Source organism: Chloroflexus sp., assembly GCF_056331925.1.
This window is the reverse complement of the sequence record NZ_JBWGQH010000029.1, coordinates 42,003-63,145: the sequence shown is the minus strand read 5'-3', so window position 1 is coordinate 63,145 and position 21,143 is coordinate 42,003. Positions and strand designations below refer to the sequence as shown.

At 55.5% G+C, this 21,143-nt stretch carries 18 protein-coding genes; 8 read left to right on the top strand and 10 right to left on the bottom strand.

Annotation, left to right across the window (positions count from 1 at the left end; translation table 11 throughout):
• Positions 1–410 precede the first annotated feature (410 nt).
• From AC01ZF_RS14575 to AC01ZF_RS14555, 5 genes are all read right to left on the bottom strand, one after another.
• Entirely contained in the window at positions 411–1,661 is a 1,251-nt protein-coding gene (locus AC01ZF_RS14575; protein ID WP_424676913.1) for a hypothetical protein, read from the bottom strand.
• A 211-nt stretch (positions 1,662–1,872) separates the two neighbouring features.
• Entirely contained in the window at positions 1,873–2,355 is a 483-nt protein-coding gene (locus AC01ZF_RS14570) for a hypothetical protein (RefSeq protein WP_424676914.1), read from the bottom strand.
• A gap of 46 nt (positions 2,356–2,401) precedes the next feature.
• A complete protein-coding gene (locus tag AC01ZF_RS14565) occupies positions 2,402–2,941 on the bottom strand; it encodes a hypothetical protein (RefSeq protein ID WP_428113468.1) in 540 nt (179 codons plus the stop codon).
• Entirely contained in the window at positions 2,938–3,576 is a 639-nt protein-coding gene (locus AC01ZF_RS14560) for a ribonuclease HII (protein WP_424676916.1), read from the bottom strand. Before AC01ZF_RS14560 ends, AC01ZF_RS14565 begins: the two co-directional genes overlap by 4 nt.
• The gene (locus tag AC01ZF_RS14555; RefSeq protein WP_424676917.1) at positions 3,554–4,183 is read right to left on the bottom strand and encodes a class I SAM-dependent methyltransferase; all 630 of its coding nucleotides are present in this window, start codon (positions 4,181–4,183) and stop codon (positions 3,554–3,556) included. The genes AC01ZF_RS14560 and AC01ZF_RS14555 overlap by 23 nt, the downstream gene beginning before the upstream one ends.
• A gap of 136 nt (positions 4,184–4,319) precedes the next feature.
• Here AC01ZF_RS14555 and AC01ZF_RS14550 point away from each other — a divergent pair, with 136 nt between their 5' ends.
• Both AC01ZF_RS14550 and AC01ZF_RS14545 read left to right on the top strand, forming a co-directional pair.
• Positions 4,320–5,519 (top strand): aspartate aminotransferase family protein, encoded by a 1,200-nt coding sequence (locus AC01ZF_RS14550; protein ID WP_424676918.1) that lies wholly within the window; start codon positions 4,320–4,322, stop codon positions 5,517–5,519.
• 117 nt (positions 5,520–5,636) lie between these two features.
• Positions 5,637–6,929: an adenylosuccinate synthase gene (locus tag AC01ZF_RS14545; RefSeq protein ID WP_424676919.1), complete on the top strand. Its 1,293-nt coding sequence runs from the start codon at positions 5,637–5,639 to the stop codon at positions 6,927–6,929.
• Here the strand turns inward: AC01ZF_RS14545 and AC01ZF_RS14540 are convergent.
• The 4 genes from AC01ZF_RS14540 to mltG are packed head-to-tail and all read right to left on the bottom strand — an operon-like array spanning position 6,926 to position 10,377.
• A complete protein-coding gene (locus AC01ZF_RS14540) occupies positions 6,926–7,705 on the bottom strand; it encodes a nucleotidyltransferase family protein (RefSeq protein ID WP_476575455.1) in 780 nt (259 codons plus the stop codon). The genes AC01ZF_RS14545 and AC01ZF_RS14540 overlap by 4 nt on opposite strands.
• A gap of 16 nt (positions 7,706–7,721) precedes the next feature.
• Positions 7,722–8,462, bottom strand: a complete 741-nt coding sequence (locus AC01ZF_RS14535) for a prepilin peptidase (RefSeq protein WP_424676921.1) — start codon at positions 8,460–8,462, stop codon at positions 7,722–7,724.
• Positions 8,459–9,316, bottom strand: coding sequence for a shikimate dehydrogenase (aroE, locus tag AC01ZF_RS14530; RefSeq protein ID WP_424676922.1), 858 nt, complete (start codon positions 9,314–9,316; stop codon positions 8,459–8,461). Before aroE ends, AC01ZF_RS14535 begins: the two co-directional genes overlap by 4 nt.
• Positions 9,295–10,377, bottom strand: coding sequence for an endolytic transglycosylase MltG (gene mltG, locus AC01ZF_RS14525; protein ID WP_424676923.1), 1,083 nt, complete (start codon positions 10,375–10,377; stop codon positions 9,295–9,297). The genes aroE and mltG overlap by 22 nt, the downstream gene beginning before the upstream one ends.
• Before the next feature lie 331 nt (positions 10,378–10,708).
• Here mltG and thrC point away from each other — a divergent pair, with 331 nt between their 5' ends.
• From thrC to rlmD, 3 genes are read left to right on the top strand one after another with little or no spacing between them, the layout of a single operon-like run.
• A complete protein-coding gene (gene thrC / locus AC01ZF_RS14520; RefSeq protein WP_424676924.1) occupies positions 10,709–12,034 on the top strand; it encodes a threonine synthase in 1,326 nt (441 codons plus the stop codon).
• 30 nt (positions 12,035–12,064) lie between these two features.
• Positions 12,065–13,060 carry an STAS domain-containing protein gene (locus AC01ZF_RS14515; RefSeq protein WP_424676925.1) on the top strand — a complete coding sequence of 332 codons (996 nt, stop codon included), beginning with the start codon at positions 12,065–12,067 and terminating at the stop codon, positions 13,058–13,060.
• Between the two features lie 10 nt (positions 13,061–13,070).
• Positions 13,071–14,267: a 23S rRNA (uracil(1939)-C(5))-methyltransferase RlmD gene (gene rlmD / locus AC01ZF_RS14510; protein WP_428113475.1), complete on the top strand. Its 1,197-nt coding sequence runs from the start codon at positions 13,071–13,073 to the stop codon at positions 14,265–14,267.
• Between the two features lie 118 nt (positions 14,268–14,385).
• Here rlmD and AC01ZF_RS14505 read toward each other — a convergent pair whose 3' ends face one another.
• On the bottom strand, positions 14,386–15,111 hold the full coding sequence (locus AC01ZF_RS14505) for a plastocyanin/azurin family copper-binding protein (protein ID WP_476575454.1): 726 nt from the start codon (positions 15,109–15,111) through the stop codon (positions 14,386–14,388).
• A gap of 105 nt (positions 15,112–15,216) precedes the next feature.
• On the opposite strand from AC01ZF_RS14505, the gene AC01ZF_RS14500 reads away from it, so the two are divergent.
• The 3 genes from AC01ZF_RS14500 to AC01ZF_RS14490 all read left to right on the top strand — a co-directional run bounded on the left by AC01ZF_RS14500 (position 15,217) and on the right by AC01ZF_RS14490 (position 21,141).
• Complete coding sequence (locus tag AC01ZF_RS14500; protein ID WP_424676928.1) at positions 15,217–16,128, top strand: DMT family transporter; 912 nt, start codon at positions 15,217–15,219, stop codon at positions 16,126–16,128.
• Positions 16,129–16,270: 142 nt separating this feature from the next.
• Entirely contained in the window at positions 16,271–19,096 is a 2,826-nt protein-coding gene (locus tag AC01ZF_RS14495; protein WP_428113478.1) for a response regulator, read from the top strand.
• The gene (locus AC01ZF_RS14490; RefSeq protein ID WP_428113480.1) at positions 19,093–21,141 is read left to right on the top strand and encodes a cellulose biosynthesis cyclic di-GMP-binding regulatory protein BcsB; all 2,049 of its coding nucleotides are present in this window, start codon (positions 19,093–19,095) and stop codon (positions 21,139–21,141) included. Before AC01ZF_RS14495 ends, AC01ZF_RS14490 begins: the two co-directional genes overlap by 4 nt.
• The last annotated feature ends 2 nt before the right edge of the window (positions 21,142–21,143 follow it).

The window sequence follows — 21,143 nt, the reverse complement described above, 5'->3', positions numbered from 1 at the left end:
CTATGCTCGGGGTGACAATGGAGGAAGCGGCGCGGGGTGACCAGACCCCTCGCTGCGCTCGGGGTGACAATGGAGGAAGCGGCGCGCGGTGACCAGACCCCTCGCTATGCTCGGGGTGACAATGGAGGAAGCGGCGCGGGGTGACCAGACCCCTCGCTGCGCTCGGGGTGACAATGGAGGACGGTCACGGGTAACACGAAACATTTGTGTGGTTCGCTATGGGGAGCGTGCATAGCAGCCGTCTTCGGATTGGGATACCCTTACAACCACGTGGTGCGCCAAACCCGCCCAACCTACCCCGGCCCTGCGGCAATCGCGCACCGCCCAACCCGCTCATCCACGCGATTGCCGCCATCGGCACCTCTATCCTATTATGCGGAAGATACTCGGTCAATCGGTAGCACCGTATCTCATTCGTCCGGGTTGCCGTATTCGTTACTATCTGCCGGGTTGGGATCGACGAAACTTTGATCAGGTGGTGTCGTCGGATTATTATCTAACCCGATCTGTGGCACTGGCTGCGGGTTAGCAATAGTGTCGGTCGTTTGCGTGACGGTGAACGTCGCGATCACTAACTGCTGGCTCACTGCGCCTTGAGCCGTCAATTGGTAAAAACCAACCGGTAATCGCTCATCGAGAAATAGCTCGACCATAAACTGACCGGCTACCGGATCGGCAAAGGTTGAGGGAAAGCCACGCACTGCGCCATCGGGCATCGTCAACCACAGATCAACCCGCTCACCGGGGAAGAAGAGATCGCCATTGGCGTAGAAGATCGAACGCTGCGGTGCGGTAGCTCCGGCGGGCACGACTACTGACAAGCGAGCTGGGCCACGTGGTGTTACCGGCCGCGATCGCAATTCAACGTGAGCAAAAGCCCGAAAACCACTCGTATTACCAAGGGCTGTTACGGTATATCGTCCAACCGGATTTTTACCCTCAAACTGGAATGAAGTTGAAACAGCACCGTTAGCGCTTGCTTGGACTACCTGCTGGCCGGGCGGGAAGTCGATAACGGTACCATCAGGTGCGGTTAACCAGAACGATACCAGCTCACCTCCGATAAATCCGCGCCCATCAATTTCGAGGATCTGGCCTTGTTGGATAACATTGGTATCTTGTCCGTTGAGGGTTGCGCGTAAGATCACATTCCCGTTCGGCCCCGGTCGCCCACCGGGAATGACGACGAAGAATGCTGAAGCAGTGTTCGCACCACCGCTGCTGAGACCACGTCCGGTCAGTTGATAACAACCGTAGGGCCACGTCCCCGGTACCGTCAGATTGAGCGAGAGTTGTCCGGCTTCGTTGGTAAAGCGGGCAAATTGAACATTTGTCGGCATATCAATAACCCCATCGAGCAATTGCGCTGCCGTGATGGTAAAGATACGACCATCGGGGAACGTAATATCTACTTCAACCGGTTCAGGGCCAAACGGCGGAGCGAGCACACGGTAGTAATCGAAACGGGCCAACAGGGTTTGGGTCTGAAAAATCGCCGGCGCCGGTGCGTCAATTGTTGCACACGGTGCCAGTCCATGTGGGGTAAAGATTTCAATCCGTGCCTGTGAGGCTGACGTACCGTAGATAAAAATGGCGAACGTAAGTACTAAAACGATGCTCAGCCCAACTGCAAACCACAAGCGTAGCGACAGCCGTTTCATTGCTTCCCTCTTTGAGTTGATACGAGCCTGATAATGCAATGAAACTGTACTGCGCACAGTGGGCCACGAACAATCTTGGTAGATTACACTTTTATGAAGAAGAGATGATTTTGTGGTAAAAATTAGGTGGATTTTGTACTACTCTCTATCATAATATACGCATCAAAAACATAAAGAAGGGATACAGTTTTACTGTATCCCTTCATAGGATTTATCCTTGTTCAGAGCGCTGCAACTCTTCAACCCGTTGTTGTTGGACGTACAACGGTGGCACGCCGAACAATGCGCGTTCCCAATCGGTGACACGCGGATTAACTGCACCTAGCGACCAGCGTCCACCGATACGGATAATCTGGGTGCCGAAATGTTGAGGGCGACCCAACTCGATCAGGAGGCGATCCCATGCCATAGCACGCAGCGTCCATGCACGTTCATCACCAAGCTCGGTAGCACGCCGGGCGAAGCGATGGGCGTGGTGAAAATCGGCCACCGACTCACCGCAGATCATGACCAAACCGGCCAAAAAACATGCACGCTCATCGGTAATATACCCTTGCGCCTCCATCTCAAGCACCCGATTACAGCGCCGCCGGCGCTCAGTGGAAGTCGCAGTGGATTGACTATCAATCGCTTCACCGGCCAGACGGCTAAGTTCGGTAATCGGGTCTTCGGGTGAGAAGTCGTCCGGTTCCATATATGAACTCCTTCCACAGCAACGGCTGGGTAGGGCAAAAGAGGTTTTAGATATAAATACTATCTTCAGTGTACCACAATCGCTTGTCGGCACACCGTCGACACAGGACGATCCAGCACATTGTGCGGGAGGATGGGCAAGGTCGTCGGTATACGTTGACGTGATTGGCAGTGCCACAGCGTATGCAGCGCCCACCGGATCGCCAGTACGCCGCCCAGATGAAGGGGAGGGGTAAATGATCAAGCACGAGATGCAGTGTAATACCGATCACCAAAGGTTGCAGCCACGCTCGGCGATAAGCAAGTATCCAGAGAGGTGGCAGTACGAGCAGCGGTTGATGCAACCACGAGCGGAGCGAACCATAGCGAGGGCGGTTATCGTGGCGGTTGGGAAACAGATTGCGATAACGGTTGTAGTGGAGCGCACCGCTAATACTCCAATCACCGGTACGACTGACATAAAGCACGAGATGATCAAGATCGATGAGTACTCCACCGGCAATAAGACTAGCAGCGGCGAATGGACGGCGTGGGTAGAGGCTTACCGCGAGTAGCGTTGACCACAAGAGATGTTCGCGTAGATTCATGACGAGTCTGCCAAATCGAGAAGCTCAAGTACCGGCTGGAAGGTACGCCGATGGAATGGAGAAGGGCCGTGTTGCATGAGCGCACGACGGTGAACAGGGGTTCCGTACCCTTTATGGAGGGCAAAACCATACTGCGGATAGCAGCGGTCGGCAGTTTGCATGAGGCGGTCACGGGTCACCTTGGCAATAATTGAAGCAGCCGCAATCGAAAGCGAACGGGCGTCACCGCGCACGAGCGACTCTTGTGGTACACGAATACCGGGTAGACGTTCGGCATCGATCAACAACGCATCAACCGAACAAGGCAACGACAGCAAGGCCAGCGTCATAGCAAGGCGAGTAGCGGGCAGAATGCCATAGGCATCGATGAGAAAGGCCGGCACCGTACCCACACCGATCCCACGTGCGTAGCGTTGGACAAGAGTGTACGCACGCTCGCGGGCAATGACTGTTAACTGTTTCGAGTCATCGACAGCGTCTAGCAAGCCTGGCCGTTCGTACACGATAGGATCCAACACGACTGCGGCAGCGACCACCGGCCCGGCCCAACAACCGCGACCGGCTTCGTCAATACCCACCAACACGCGATACCCACGTGCCAGCAGGGTTTGCTCAATACTTAGATCCGGACGCATGGGGTCTCCCGGTCAGTATCAAGACACTACTTGCCCCTACCACCACGCGCTGCACCTGCAACGGCCAATCACCGATGTGTATCACCTCTGGTAACTGGCGTGGAGTGCGGCCCAACCAGATCAGACGATAGATCAGATCGATCACACGCCCGTACCCACCTTCCAACCGTCCCCCATCAACAATGACCAATTGACCATCGGGAACAAGGACGCGCCGGATTTCGGCCAAGGTGGCCGGGTCGAGGATATATTCTGCGGGAAACGTAGCACAAACAGTATCGAAGCTAGCGGTGGGAAACGGCAACTGCCGAGCATCGGCACGCACCAGTCGTTTGGTAAAACGTGCTGCTCGCCGCAGCATAAACGGTGACAGATCGATCCCGACGACGCCGGCCCGTCCGGCCAGCGCCTGTTGCAGATAACCGGGACCACACCCGAGTTCCAACACTCGACCGCGCAACATTGGCACGGCGGCCTGCACCCACCGTTGCCAATGCCCGGCCGAAACGAGCCACGCAATGAAGTCGTAGCTCCATGCAAACTCGTGGTACAGCCGGTGAAAGCACCAGCGAACTAATTGCCGGTAACGTGTTACGAATCTTGACATGAACGCTCACGTGATGACGTAACCTACCACCTACCGTTATACCATAACCCAACTGCAATTGTGCAGGAACGGCAACACTGTGCCGGTGGTATAATTGCGTGAGAAGGTTAGCCGATTGCGAAGGAAAGGACGAGCTATGACCGGCGAAAGCGCCGCAGACCTTATTCAAGCCGATCACGACTATCTCTTGCAGAGTTACATACGCGCTGATTTCGTTATCGAGCGCGGGGAGGGAGTATATCTCTACGATAGCGAAGGCCGGTGTTACCTCGATTTTGTGGCCGGTATTGCCGTCAATGCGCTAGGGTACGGTGATCGTGACGTGTTGCGAGCCATCAATGAGCAAGCTGCGCGCTTGATCCACGTCTCGAATCTCTACCACACCCGTCCGGCGATTGAACTGGCGGCACTCTTGGTTCAGAGCAGTCCTGCCTTCGCGAAGGTATTTTTCTGTAACAGTGGCGCAGAAGCGATTGAAGGAGCAATCAAGTTTGCCCGCCGCTACGCGCGTGCCCATTTCGGCGAAGGGAAGACAACGATTGTGGCGTTCGACGGTAGCTTCCACGGGCGCACGATGGGGGCAGTGGCAATCACAGCGCGCGAAAAATATCGTGAACCGTTTATGCCGGTCATGCCCGGTGTCCGTTTTGCCCGTTACAACGATCCGGCCTCACTCGAAGCCGTTATGGGCGATGATGTCTGCGCTGTCGTGCTTGAGCCGGTACAGGGTGAAGGTGGGTTGCGCGCAGCCGAACCGGAGTTTGTGCAAGGGGTACGAGCACTGTGCCAACGCCACAATGCTCTCTTGGTGTTCGATGAAATTCAGTGTGGCATGGGGCGTACCGGTACGCTCTGGGCGCACGAACAGCTTGGTGTACAACCCGATATTATGACAATAGCGAAACCACTGGCCGGAGGTTTGCCGATCGGTGCTATTTTGATGAGCCAACCGGTCGCGGACGCCATTCAGCCCGGCGATCACGGCACTACCTTCGGCGGGAATCCATTGGCTACCGCAGTAGGCGCAGTGGTCTTCCGCAAGGTTAGTGATCCGCATTTCCTCTCTCACGTTCAGCAGGTGAGCAATTACCTTGATGAAGCGTTGCACGATCTAGCTGCCGAGCGGCCTGATGTCGTCCTAGAATTGCGTGGACGAGGTTTGATGCGTGGAATCCGTATTGCCGGTTCGGCAGGGGCAGTCCGCGAGACAGCACATCGTCATGGGCTGTTAGTAGCTACGGCGGGCGAGGATGTTATCCGCTTGCTCCCACCGTTGATTATCGAGCCACACCATGTCGATGAAGCCGTGGCCGGATTGCGCGCGTCGTTACGGTGAAGAAAGTGACATGATGGCAATCAGGGAGAGAGCGGATCTACGTAGTCTACCCGAACGTAAGTCGTCGTAGTTAACAACAGTTCGGACATTACACGCGATGCAATAGGGAGAACGGCGATGCCTGTTGTTGCGTTGATCGGCGCCCAGTGGGGTGATGAAGGCAAAGGCCATCTCGTTGATCTACTGGCAGCCCGTGCTCGCTTGGTGATTCGTTATGGCGGTGGTAATAATGCCGGCCACACCGTGGTAAATCATCTCGGCACGTTTAAGTTGCATTTGGTTCCTTCCGGCATTTTTGATCCGGGTATCGTCAACGTCATCGGTCCCGGGGTTGTGATTAACCCGGAAGCGTTGATTAAAGAGATCGAAGACCTCGAAGCACGCGGCATCTCGACAGCCAAGCTGTTTGTGAGCGACCGGGCACACGTGATTATGCCTTACCACATCCAGCTTGACCAGTTGCAAGAAGAGGCGCGGGGTGAAGGACGCATCGGGACAACCGGGCGCGGGATCGGCCCGGCCTATGCCGATAAAATGAGCCGATCCGGCATTCGGATGGGTGATTTGCTGCACGAAGAGACACTGCTGAATCGACTACGCACCGTCCTCGAAGAAAAGAACCGCATTCTAACGAAGCTCTACAACGCTCGTCCCTTGTCGTTACACGACACCTATATGATGTATTTGGAATACGGTCGGCGATTAGCCGATCACATTACCGACGTCCATCCGATTATCCATCGGGCGCTCGACAAGGATTTGCCGGTATTGCTTGAGGGTGCGCAAGGGGCGCTGCTCGATATCGATCACGGTACATATCCCTTTGTTACCTCTTCGCCGCCCGGTGCAGCCGGTGCCTGTCAAGGTAGTGGGATTGGTCCGACGCGGATCAACTCGGTGATCGGTGTTGTCAAGGCGTATACGACACGGGTAGGCGAAGGGCCATTTCCGACGGAAGTTGATGGGATGGTAGCCGATACGTTGCGACAAATCGGTACGCCGTGGGCTGAGGTGGGAACGACGACCGGTCGATTGCGCCGGGTCGGATGGTTTGACGGGGTGATGGCGCGCTATGCGGCGCAGGTCAATGGTATCGATACATTGGCAATTACAAAGCTTGATGTGCTCGATGGTATCGAAACGCTCAAGATTTGTACCGGTTATAAGCTGAACGATACGATTCTCGAATATCCACCGACAACCACCGCCATCCTTTCCCAGGTTGAACCAGTCTATGAAGAGATGCCGGGGTGGTCGGAGTCGACCCGCAACGTTCGTCGCTTCGCCGATCTGCCTGATGCTGCCCAAGCCTACGTTGCCCGAATTTGCCAGTTGGTCGGTGCGCGACTAGGCATTATTTCGGTCGGGCCAGGCCGTGAACAAACGATTATGGTAGCAGACGTATTTTAGGAAAGAGGCTGCTCCCGATCAAGCCGAACGGCTGCCGCCCAACCGGCTGGTGTCCCGATATCGAGGGCGTGGCCGTGGGGAAAGGTAACTCCTTCGACGCGCAAACCCGACGCGATTGCTGCCTGAAAGACCGCGCCGATATGCAATTCGGCGCGGTTTGCTTCGTGTTGGCGAGCAGCTCGGTCGGTGGCAACAACCGTTGCCAAAAGATCGCTCAGCCGTGGCGACCAGATCGCCGCCATCCATGTCCACCGCAACGACGTCTTTGATGGCTTGATCACAATACCCTTCACCTGGCGACCATCGGTGGCAAGATCAACCATATCGGCGGTTTGCGGTCGCGCACAGGGGAAGAGGCCAAGGGTCAAATCAGGTTGGGCGGTTGCGTGGTGAGCAGCCAACGTCGCATACACATCGTCGGGCGATAACAGAACGTCAGGCAAGCCGAGGGCAACCGACCGGTCTTCGATAAAGGGCATAGCGGCTGCGAGCGTATACGCAGCACCGTATGGCTCATGGACCGTCAGATAGGCCAGATTCAACCCAAACGCACGCCCATCGCCCAAATAGGCGGGAATATCCCACTTCCCCGGCTTAACAACAATGAATGCCTGTGTGATGCCGGCACGTTGCCACTGCGCCAACAGATAGGTAATGATCGGGCGCGGTCGCAAACCATCAGGTTCCGCCCAGCCACCAACCGGTAACAACTCTTTGCTGCATGGTAACAGTCCCAGGCGTGTAGCCATCCCGCCGGCGGGGATCAGACCAATCATCGCAGCACCTTTTCACTTACAACCGGTAACCACCAAACGCGACGTACAGGAGAACACCCAAACACAAATACGCACCGTATGGCAAGTATTCCGGGGTTTCGCGGCCAAGCCGGCGGGCAAGTAAGATACCGGCTGCAACGATCCCGGCCATAAAGATACCGTAGATCAAAGCCGGCCCCAGATGACGCAACCCAAGGGCAGCACCGATAAAGATGGCGAGGTAAACATCACCCAATCCAAACGGAGCCGATTTGCCTGGGAAGAGGATTAACGCCAGCAGGTAGAGAAACAGAAAGCCAACTCCACCGATCAAACTACCGAGCAGCAGTTCGCGCCAGCCGGCACCGGCGATTGACCCCCAGATGAAAGCAATCAGGGCACCACCGAGAATGACAAAGGTGTAGATCCAACGGTAGAGCCAATCGACGACGCCCGTAACGATAAGCACTGCACCGACGAAGGCGAAATAGGCGAAGAGTGGGCTGAACCCGTACAGATCATAAAGCCGCCAGAGCCAGAGAGCGCTCCCGATTTCAACCAGCGGGTAGATCACCGGCAGCGGACGACCATCGGTGGCCCGGCCACGTTGGAGTACCCACCCAAGCACCGGTAAGAGCTGCCACCAGCGCAGTGGTTGGCCGGTACGAATACAGCGCGGCCACCCCCACAACCGTCGTTCGCGCGGCAAGCGAATGATCAGGATATTGAGCAGACTACCTAGCACCAGACCGACAACGACGACAAAGAGATCTATCATTGTCTGTGCTCCACCCCAAAAGCGGCCTGCCACATCACGTCTCGTGGCGCCGGATGCCCAGTCCAACGCTCGAACGCGAGCGCACCTTGCTCAACCAACATGCCACGCCCATCACGCACGTGCGCGCCACGCATTGCGGCTTCTCGCAAAAGGGTCGTCTCGCGGTAGACCATATCATAGACCAGACAATGCGCTCCAACCGGTGGATCGGGCAATGGTGTTTCCCCATCGTGCCAGCCAAGTGCCGTAGCGTTCATCAATAACGTACACTCAGCCACGGCGTCGGCCACGGCCGGATCGGCCAACGCCAATGCCCGCACGCGCAGCGCCGGTTGCTCAGCCGCCACAGCCGCAGCTACATCAACCGCGCGCATAAGATGACGATTGACAATCGTGAGCGCGGCGACACCGGCATCGGCCAGGGCAAACGCAGCAGCCCGTGCGGCCCCTGACGCTCCTAAAATCACCACGGTTTGACCGGCCGGCGACCATGCCGCAGCAGCTAAATCGGCCAGCAACCCCGGGGCATCGGTATTCGTACCCAACAAGCGACCGTCGGGTTGACGGATAATCGTATTGACGGCACCGATCCGAGCAGCGATCGGTTCGATCTCATCAAGCAACGCTATGACAGCCTGCTTATGGGGCAACGTCACATTTGCTCCAAGGAACTCCGCTCGGCGCAGGTCGGCAATCCGCTGTGGTAATTCGGCAGCCGAGGTTTGTACGGCACGGTAGCGTGCAGCAATGCCGAGAGCAGCGAGCGCCGCGTTATGCATTGCGGGCGAACGTGAGTGTGCAACCGGATCACCGATCAAGATGATTTCCACCGTTAGGGTCGGTTCTGCTGGCACGCCAACCACTCCGCTTCATAGACACGAAACTCTTCGATAGTCGTTGCAAACTTATGCGAACCATCAAACTCGCAACTGGCGACAAAAAACAGATAGGGTGACGATTCATCGGGCTGAGCCGCAGCTGTGAGCGCAGCGAGGCCGGGAGCAGCAATTGGGCCTGGTGGCAAGCCGGGATTGATGCGCGTATTGTACGGACTTTGAATCGCCAGATCATCAACGGTCAGATTACGTTTCCACCACGTACCTTCACCGGGATCATAGCCAATCGCATACTGTACCGTTGCATCGGCCCCGAGCAACCCTCCACCGAAGATGGGGGCATATTGCGGTTTGAGACGATTCCAGAAGACCGCGCTAATACGTGGCATCTCGCTGAGGAGAGCTGCCTCACGTTGGACAATTGACGCCATTGTGACGATTTGATGGACGGTAACACCCGGTACCCGTACCGAACGCTCAATCGTGCTATACTGCTCAACAAAGCGGTCGAGCAGCTTACGCACGATTGTTTCGGCGTCAGACGAGGGGGCAAACCGATAGGTATCGGGGAAGAGATACCCTTCGAGCGTCGCCCCTTCCGGCAAGCTATTGAGCAGAAAATAATCTGCACGGAATCGGTCGCCGTCACGAGCAACGGTCAAAAAATCGTTTTCGTTCACGAGGCCGGCAGCAGCGATAATCGCAGCGATCTCTTCGAGGCGCAATCCTTCCGGGATCGTGATCTGAATATCGTTGACCACCTTTCCGCTCTGTAAGACGATCAGAATCTCGCTCATTGTCATCGTCGGGCTGAGCACATAGCGCCCGGCCTGTATCTGCTGATCGAGACCGCGCCAGCGTACCAATGCGCGAAAGAGGGCCGGTTGGCGGATCAAACCGGCTTCGGCCAACCGATTCGCAATATCGTTGGTTGTTTCACCGGGGGCGACGATAAACTCAACCGGTGTGTTGGTAGTCGCCGGTGTCGCCCGCAATTCACTCAAGAAGACATAACCCGCACACGAGACTACCAGTGCTAGGAGCGAAAGACCGAATAAGAGGGCGCGGACATGCCGCATCGTGATAACCTCCCTTGTGCTGAGAACGGCACCGTACATTCATCAACAAAGGTCTAGGTGATGTTGCTGTTAGATACCGATCAGGGCAGACTGTACCGTTGTTCTGTACCAGAGGTATTATAACAGACGCTTTCATTGTGATACGGTTGCCATACTGCGGATGTACGAACCGTGCGTTCAATGGTATGATAACGGCGAATCAGCGCCTCGGCGACGAGCGGGATTGACTATCAAACAGGCATGACGTTTGTACCGGCACAGATTAAGGATAAGGGAGCAACCTAAACATGCCCCTGCCGCTTCCATATTTCTGCAACAGGAGCGAGAAACAATGTATCACGCTTGGTTTGCCGCTCAAGATGACCCCAACGAGCGTTATCCGCTCACAGAAGTAGTGTACTACAGTCGATCAGGCGGGTTATTGGAAGTGCAGCATGACATGGCGGCACTAGCTCAACGCAGCCCTGAAGAGTGGAAACGACTATTCGATGAGCGCTGGATGCGCACTACATGGCCGTATGGCAGTGGCGTATGGGGCAAGAAAGAGTGGGTCTGCCCAATTGTCGATAACGAAAATGTCGTCAGTATGTTTGAAGGCGGGACCAACCTCTTCTGGGCCGAACGGTTTGGGCGTGAGATCGGGCTAGAAGATTTGTGGATCAAGATGTGTGGTAATTCGCACACCGGCTCGTTCAAAGATCTCGGAATGACGGTGCTGGTCAGCGTTGTCAAGCAGATGATCAGTGAGGGTAAACCGATCCGTGCGATTGCCTGTGCCTCAACCGGTGATACATCGGCAGCGTTGGCTGCATACGGTGCGGCTGCCGGTATTCCCACCATTGTCTTTCTACCCAAAGGTAAGGTGAGCATTGCCCAATTGGTACAGCCGGTCGCCCACGGTGCGCTTGTGCTGGCCCTCGATACCGATTTCGATGGCTGCATGCGGATTGTCCGCGAAATCACGGCTAATCCCGACAACGGCATCTATTTAGCTAATTCGCTCAACTCGCTGAGGATCGAGGGGCAAAAGACGGTTGGGATCGAGATCGTGCAGCAATTCGATTGGGAAGTGCCGGACTGGATCATCATTCCCGGTGGCAATCTCGGCAATACCTTTGCCCTCGGCAAGGGCTTGCTCATGATGTACGAGTTAGGGTTGATCGACCGCTTGCCACGGATTGTGACCGCACAAGCTGCTAACGCCAACCCACTCTATCGCTCGTACCTGACCGACTTTCGCGAATATCAGCCGATCAAAGCCCAACCGACAGCGGCGAGTGCGATTCAGATCGGCGATCCGGTTAGCATTAATCGGGCGATCAGCATCCTGCGTCGCTTCAACGGCATCGTCGAACAGGCAACCGAGCAGGAACTCGCCGATGCCGCCGCTCGTGCCGACCGCACCGGTGCATATGCCTGCCCCCATACCGGTGTAGCTTTGGCCGCGCTGATCAAATTGGTGCAACGGGGTGAGATCAAGCGCAGTGATCGAGTCGTCGTCATTTCGACAGCGCATGGGCTTAAGTTTAGCCGTTTCAAGGTCGAGTATCATGAAGGTACATTACGCGACGTCATCGGTCAGTATCGTAACCCCCCAATCGAACTACCACCAGATATCGATGCAGTACGCCGTGAAATCGACCGCCGGTTTGGATAAGTATGTTGTAGCAACCGATGAGGAGGTTGTGTGAAAATCGGTCAGCGACAGTTGGCCTTCGCCCTGATGGGTGGCATGGCCGTCTATGCGTTAATACGTGGATTATCGAATTTACTCGTGGGTGAATCACCACTTACAATCATTCTAACGCTCCTCATTTCAGCTATTTTTGGTGTGGCAACGTGGCTGTATTGGCGAGGGTGGGAAGGTGCCCGGTTTTTGGCTACTGGTGGTATTACGCTGATAATAGCTACCACCATACCGGTTGATAAACAACTGATTTTGATCTCTACGCCGCTGGCGTTTGCCGTAGCAATCACCAATACCCGATGGGTAGCTGGGGTAGGCTTTACCATCCTTCTCGTACTGCTCGGTCGTGACATTGCGACTGACAGCACCATCAACGGGTTTTTGGCTGATCTAGGTACACTGGTCAGTTATGTTGTGCAAGTCATCGTTCTTGCTACTGCCCGCTATGCGCTCGACATGGCCCGGATCGAAGCTGAACAAAATGCGGCAAATGCTCAAGCAGCGCGCGCCGAAATTGCCGAGCGGGCAGCGGCGATTGAGCAACAACGTAAGGAATTAGTCGAGCAGAATCAGCGCCAGCAAGAGCTGCTCGAGTTGGTTAGTCAATTGGAGACACCGGCAGTGCGCATTGCCGAAGGAGTGCTGCTTGCACCATTAGTCGGTGGCATCGATAGCCGTCGGGCCGGTAAGATCACCAGCCGCTTACTCGAACTTGTGCATGAGCGGCGTGTCAATCTCGTTATTCTCGATGTCGCCGGCGTGCCGGTGATCGATACAGCGGTAGCAAATGCATTGACCCAAACCGTGCGTGCATTGCGACTACTCGGATGTCGAGTCATCTTGACTGGAGTTTCGGCACAGGTCGCGTTAACACTGACGCACATTGGTATTGAACTGAGTGAACTCGATGTAGCTGCATCGCCCCAAGAAGCGTTGCAACGCTGGATGGATGAGCAGGTAAAAGTTGTACGGAAGCAGCGAAGTGATTTGAACTGAGGTTGTGGCTGTGGTGACGACATTTACGGCCAAAACCCTACGCAAAGCGGTGATGGCACGCACGCTCACCGGTCAGATGGTTGCGCCGCGCTGTCCGCATGCGCTGGAGTGTGGTGGTTGCGCATTTCAAGACCGGTCGTATGCCGATCAGGTCATCGCCAAGACAGACGTGTTACGTGAACTGTACGCAACCGGGGGGATTACGGTTGACGAGTTTATCGTGATACCATCACCAAATCCGTTTGCATACCGCACGCGAATGGATTACGTCGCTACGAAGGGCCGCTTTGGGCTGCGCGCGCGGGGTAAGTTTAACTATATTATCGAGCTAACCACGTGCCACCTGATTCCACCAACGGCTTTCGCGGCAGCGCGGGCTGTTTGGCAACGGGCCGGCGAGCTGGGGATCGCCGATTATGACATCCGTATGCATACCGGTTTTCTGCGCTACATCGTTGTCCGGCGTAACGCCATGGATGAACTGCTGTTGGCGGCGGTTACCGCAGCCGGTGGCGATGAAGAGACTATGACCCAATTAGCAATGACAGCATTAGCTCAAGCGGGTGTGGTTGGCTTTCACTGGCTCATTAATAACACGCTCACCGACGTTTCATTTGGCGAACCGCGACAACACTGGGGGTCCGCAACGTTGGCGATGCGGATCGGGGAAATGACGTGTTTTATCGGTCCCAATACGTTCTTTCAGAACAACGTCTATTTAGCTGACCGGCTGATCGGTGATGCTGTAGCTGCTGCTAACCCTAACCCGACAATGCGCGTCGCCGATCTTTACGGTGGGGTCGGTGCGATTGGGCTACACTTGGCCCGACGGGCAGCCGTCGTTGATTGCGTGGAGGCGGTAGCGGAGAGTGTAACCTTAGCTCGGCACAATGCGGTGGTCAATGGGATCACCAACTTCAACCCGATTTGCGCCGATACCTTTGACTACCTACACGCACAACCGAGCGGTAGCTTGCCAGTAATCGTGGCCGATCCGCCACGGACTGGACTAGGACCTCAGGTGTGTAAGGAATTACTAAGGATTGGCCCACAGCGGATCGTGTATGTCTCGTGTAATCCATTAACCCAGGTCAACGATCTTCATATTCTGCAAGCAGCATATCGGATCACCGATGTACGTGGCTACGATATGTTTCCACATACACCGCACATTGAAACGATTGCTGTCTTGGAACGAAGCGGGTAACAAAAAGAAGCCGATGGCCGACCCGACGAGACGAAGCTCTTAGCGAAGCCGCGCTAACAGCAAGGGCAGCCATTATGGCTGCCCGCCCTCGTCACTACCTAATCTTCCCCAACATACCCTACTGCGTCACCGTCAAAGTACCCTTCATCCCGGCAAGATAGTGACCGGGGAAGGTGCAGATGTAGAGATAGGTACCGGGCGGCGGTGTGCGGAAGGTAACGCTGCCGGTCTGACCGGCGTTAAGCATTGCCGTCCAGGCTAGAGCATTTGGTGTATCAGGTGGTGGGACAAACAGCGCGTCAGCGTTATTTTGCGCAGCGTTGTTAACAGCAGCAGCCACATCATCCCCACCATTGACCAGCACCCAGTTGTGTTGGACACCAAGGTTGTTTTGGTTGATAAAGTCAAGCTTCACAACCGTGTTAGCCGGTAGCGACAGTGATGTCTGAGCGAACGCAAGAGCATTTGGATCAGGTCGTATCTCAACAGTTTGGGCCGGTGTCTCATTTACGACATTCGTACCGCCGGGCGCATTTGTCGCCTGCGCAGCCGGGGCCGTCGTCGGTTGCGTCGCAGCCGGAGCACTGGTGGGACGAGGGGTCGCCGTTGGCCGTGGAGTCGCCGTTGGCCGTGGCGCCGAAGCAATTGCACCACCTTGACCCACGTTGGATACGATCATGACGAGAAGCATGATGAAACCGACCCCAAACGCTAAGCCCATCATTACAATCAGGGGCGGCCCACCGGCGCTACCGCCGGAAAAGGTCGAACCGCCGTTACCACTACTGCGGCTGCCACCACTACTTCGCGGGCGAAAACTGCTGCCAGAACCTCGCCAGCTCATCGGGAACCTCCTGTTTCAAATCGTGAGATTAAGCACATACTCTAGTTTAGCATAAAATGAGAACTTGATAGGTAAAGGTTTTGTAATTTTAGATAAGAAGGTTGCATGAAAAATCAAACGACTCCTACCGTCCATCTCACCACGAGTGCTCCGCTGCTGTTTGTCCTATTGTGGAGTACTGGCTTCATCGGCGCACGGTTCGGGCTACCGTACATCGAGCCGTTCACGTTTCTGAGCATCCGCTTTGGATTAGTCCTACTCCTCCTGGGGATGTTAACCATCATCCTTCGTCAGCCGTGGCTGAGCCAACCAAGTGCTTACGGACACAGTGCGGTGGTCGGTATCCTGCTACACAGCGGCTACCTCGGTGGGGTCTTTTTTGCCATCGATAGCGGGATGCCGGCCGGTTTAACGGCGCTAATCGTGAGTTTACAGCCAATCCTCACGGCGCTGGTTAGCCAGTGGATGCTCGGTGAGCATATCGCTTGGCGGCAATGGTTAGGGTTGGGGTTAGGTTTAGTTGGTGTAGCGGCCGTAATCGGTGATAAAATTATGGTTGCCGGGCCACCGATCATTACGCCGGTAACGCTTGGATCAGCCATCATCGCCCTATTGGCAACTACTACCGGTACGTTGTATCAAAAACGATTTGGCACCGGTTTACCATTGCTGAGTGGAACGTGGGCACAGTATGTGGGTGCGTTGGCTGTTACCGGGCCACTGGCGTTGCTGATCGAGACCCACACTATTGAGTGGCGAGTAGAACTCATTGGAGCCTTGCTGTGGCTCACTCTTGTGTTATCGATTGGGGCAATCTTGCTCTTGATGTTCCTTATCAGAGCACGTTCGGCAGCGCGTGTCTCCAGCTTATTTTATCTAGTACCACCGGTGACTGCGCTTGAAGCCTGGATATTGTTCGGTGAACGATTAGGACTATGTGCGCTCGGCGGGTTGATTGTTGCTTCGATCGGAGTAGCGCTGGTGGTGACCACTTCCCCAACAACACAAAGCCGATAATCACGTAGTTGTTATCATTCTGTCATAGAAGCAGAAAAAAACCTTGAAAGGAGTAATAAACGTATCGTTTGATCAGATATGATAACGGTAAATACCGCAGACACACATAAACCGGTGTGGGCGGCAAGAGCGTGAGATCACTATGAACACACATACCGGCGCGGCACACACCTTATTTACCGAACTTCAGCAGCAATACCTTGCTCAACTGGAAGAGAAGACTAACCGCATCACGACCATCTGGACACGGTTGCAATCCGGTACGTATGACCGGGACGATCTGCGTGAGTTGCAACGATTAGCGCATAATCTTGCCGGTTCAGGTGCCACGTTTGGGTTGACGGCGGTTAGCGAAACAGCCCGCGCCCTCGATATTGCCTTGCAATCCTTGATCAGTGCTGATGACTTGCCTGCTGATTTCTCATCGATCGCCGGTCTCGTTGCTCAATTGCTAGAGACACTCCGCAACCCGCCGTCGGTGCTGACCACGGTAATTCAAGAGCAGCCGGTCACGACCACAACGTTAATCTATCTCGCCGGTCATAACCCCGAAGAGGCGACCGAACTTGCCCGTCAGATTACCTATTTCGGCTATAAGACTGAATGCTTTACCAGCAGTGCTGAATTATTAGCGGCAATTGCGCGTGAGGCACCACAATTAGTGATTATCGATCTGCATCTAGCGGAGGGACCGCAGAGCGGGATTGCGGCAGCCGCCGTCGTGCATGATCGGTATGGGGATCGCATACCGATCATCTTTACCGCGAACAGTGCCGATTTTACCTTGCGGCTAGCTGCCGTGCGTGCCGGAGGGCGCGGATATTTTACGCGCCCTATTGATCTTGGGGTATTGATCGACCAGATCGATCAGATGACCCAACGCACGATTAGCGAACCGTACACAGTGCTGATCATCGATGACTCGCCGCTGATGGCTGAAGTATACGCACTAGCGTTACGGGCTGCCGGTATGCAAGTGATCGCAACGACCGACCCACTGGAAGCGCCGACGTTGCTGGCCGAGCAGCAACCTGATCTGATCTTACTCGATATCTATATGCCGGGCTGTAGTGGGCAAGAGTTAGCCGCTGTGATTCGTCAACAACCGGAATACCACAGTATCCCGATCGTGTTCTTGTCGGGTGAAACTGACCGTTCGGCGCAATTGGCCGCGTTGGCGCGTGGCGGCGATGACTTCCTCACTAAACCGATTAATCTCGAACACCTGGTAGCAGCAGTGAGTTCTCGCATTCAACGTGCCCGCGCCATTCGGAGCCTGATGGTACGTGACGGCTTGACCGGCTTGTTTAACCACAGTGTGTCGCAGGATCTCTTGATGCGAGAAGTAGCGCGTGCACGGCGGAATGGGCAATCGTTATCGGTCGTGTTAATCGATATTGACCATTTTAAACAAGTGAACGATCGCCACGGCCACCAAGTGGGTGACCGCGTCCTGAAAAGTCTGGCCCGCCTTCTCCGTCAACGTTTACGGACAACCGATGTGATTGGGCGCTACGGCGGTGAAGAGTTTTTGGTTGTTATGCCCGACACGCGCGCTGCGAGCGCAGCGATGGTGATCGATAGCCTGCGCGAACGATTTGCCCATATCGAGCACCAGCGCGAAGGTGAGCCGTTGCGTGTCACCTTCTCTGCCGGCGTTGCCGAGTGGAGTTTGGGGATGGACACCGGTTCGTTACTTGAAAAAGCCGATACAGCACTGTATCAGGCTAAAAACCAAGGTCGTAATCTCGTTGTGATTGCCGATACGCACTCGGTGCAAGTGCCGCAACGCCGTACTCTGCCACCCTCACCGAGCCAAACTTATCAGGCGCCGGTCGTTTTGGTAGTGGACGACGACCCGAACATTTGTCGCTTGCTCCAAATTTGGTTGGTTGATGCGGGCTACCGGGTGGAGATAGCGCAGAGCGGTTTCGAGGCTTTGCAGCGCATTGTCCAAGGTGGGATTGATGTTGCCCTCATCGATATTCTGATGCCGGAACTGAGTGGTATTGATGTCCTCGATCAGATACGCCGGATCGGTCCAGAACCGGCGGTGATAATGACGACAGCCTTCGGTTCGGAACAGATCGCGGTGAATGCGATCCGTCACGGCGCCGACGATTACCTGCGCAAACCGATCGACCGGCAAGAGCTACTGGTCGTTTTGGAACGGACACTCACTAATCTACGCCTCCAACGAGAAAATGCAGCGTTACAACGCCGGTTGGAGCAGAAACGTCGTGAGCTAGAAGCCGAGATCAAGCACGCTGCCCAGATCCAAGCCGAAATGCTGCCGCAGCAAATGCCACGCTTACCGGGCTACACCATTGCCGCTCGGTGCATTCCGGCTCGTGATGTGGGTGGTGATTTCTACGACTGGCACTTCCCCGCTCCACACTTGCTTAATCTGACCTTTGGCGATGTGATGGGCAAAGGGATGTCGGCGGCACTGTTAATGACAACAACCCGCGCCGTCATCCGTTCGGTGGCGCGGGAAACATCGCCAGAAGTAAATATGCGGTATGCCGTCAATGCCCTCTATGCCGATCTGGACCGGACGAGTAGTTTTGTCACCCTGTGCCATTCGCAGTTGAATCTGAACACACATACCCTGGCATTTGTCGATGCCGGTCACGGGCTGGGTTTCATTCGACGACACGGTGGACAATTTGATCGACTTGAACCGCGTGGTGCGCCGCTCGGTATCTTTTCGCAAGAACCATACCGGCAAGGCGAAACAGTCCTTAATCCGGGTGATGCCTTCATCTTGTTTAGTGATGGTTTGCTCGATCCGTGGCCGGCATTGGCCAAAGATCCGTTTCTGATCAACGAACTGCTTGAAGACGGGATGCGAGCTACGGCGATAGTTGATCGCCTATTGGCGCTGCCGGCATTACTTGGTCCGTTGACCGACGATTTGACGGTCGTCGTGTTAGTTCGAGATTTGACACCTGAGGATAGCGTATGATCGTGTGGCGCTGGTGGATGGTAAGTATTCTTGCATTTTGGTCGATCTGCTTGCCGGCGCCGGTTGTTGCTCAAGGAACGGTATTACGCTTTGCCGATCTCGGCTATGGTGATCGTACAGCCCGTGGCATTGATGCGGTGCTTGACTACTATTTTCCGATACCACTTGGCTTACAACCGGCAAGTGACGGTGTGTTGACCTTGCGCTTCACGCATTCACCGTTACTCAAGCCTGATCGTTCGACGCTCAGTGTTGCGTTGAATGGGCAATCGCTGGCGAGTATCCGTCTCACCGCCGACAATGCTGAAAACGGCCAGTTGACCGTCTCTTTGCCGATTGCCGGCTTTAACGGACCGGGTTTGTTTCTCCAAGTGCAATTTCATATGCGATTGACCGATGACCCCTGTGAGGAGGTGCAAAATCCGGCGCTATGGGTGGTCGTAAGCGGTGATTCAACCCTCCGCCTAGATGTACAGCCGGTGACGGCAGGGACCCTCGCCAATGTAGCTGCCCTCTTCGCACCTTTACCATTGAGCGCGCCGGCAACTCGCCTACCGCCGACCATCGTGTTGTCTCCACCAACTGACCCGACATCCCTGAACGCTGCCGGTACAGTGGCGTTCGCTGTGGGCCGGTGGGCAGCCTTGGCCGGACAAGACTCCGTGATCAACGTTGCCGAAACGATCCCACCGCAGACACCGGCCATTGTTGTCGCTTATGGTGCATTACCGGATGGTGATTGGGGAACGGTGCGTTGGAATGGAAACAGGTATGAAGTTGACGGGGAACCTCTACCGGTTGACCATGGGTTACTAGCACTGGCCCCGATCACGCCACCGCGCTTATTGGTCGCTGGCGCCACACCGAACGCGCTCATCTATGCAGCGCAAGCACTCACCCACGCTTTGCCGGCAGCATCTGTGTTAGCCGTCACCCAGCCACCACCAACTACGGTTGCAGCGGCTTGGCGTGAGGGAGCCGCTAGCTTTGCCCAACTTGGGGTAGAACAACGGCAGGTGGTAGGCGCCGGTGAACATCGCATCGACTTTGCTTTCGAGCGACCACCTGCTTGGGATCTGCGAGTGGGGGCAACGCTAGAACTGCACGTTGTTACGGCTGCCGGCCTAATGCCCGACTCGTCGTGGCTGTCGGCAACAGTCAATGGAATAACGATCGGTTCACAACGCCTCCGCGTCAATTCTACAGCGATAGAACGGTACCGGTTTGAGCTTCCCGCCGATCTGCTTAACAGCGATCTGAACGGTACTCCATTACGTCGTATCGATCTACAGGTACGGCTCTACCTTGATCTCCCTAATATCGGTTGTGAAGAGGTGGATACGACAGCAGCGTGGGCGATTATCGAACCAACATCCGCGTGGCGCTTACCAAACGATCCGGCGGCAAGCGACGATCTCGGTCGGTTTCCGGCAATGTTGGATGGTGAGCGGCCGGTGCGGCTGGTCCTCCCGCCACAACCGGATCTGAGCGAGGTACAGGCCGGTCTTGAATTAGGGACCGCAATCGGGCGATGGAGAGGCTTACCCGATCTGCCGCCACCAATCTTACTTACCGCCGACACCCTTGGCGATGATCGCGGTGGGCCGCTGGCCGTCTTGGGTGATCGCAACCGCAATCCGGTCGCAACTGCTCTGAACTCCACTACGAATCTACCTTTTGTCTACCAACCTGGGCGTAGTACCCAAGCTACACTGAGTGTTGTTCGCTCACCGTGGCAAGCTCAGGCACGCATATTATGGATCGAAGCGACTGACGGTAAAGGACTGCAATTGGGGGTACGCAGTCTACGGGAACGGGATTTATTACAGGTCTTACGAGGATCACAAGCCCAGATTAGCAGTAATCTTGACATTACCGTCGTACCGTTGACGACGCCGTTAGCTAAACCGCCACAGACTTTGACCCCAACGATTGAGGTGGTGCTCCTCGAACGACTCCCCGTCTGGCAAGTGATCGGTGCCATTTTGTTTATTGCTCTACTGGCTACGGCAATCCTCGTGATTCGTATCCGATGGTGGCGGTAAGG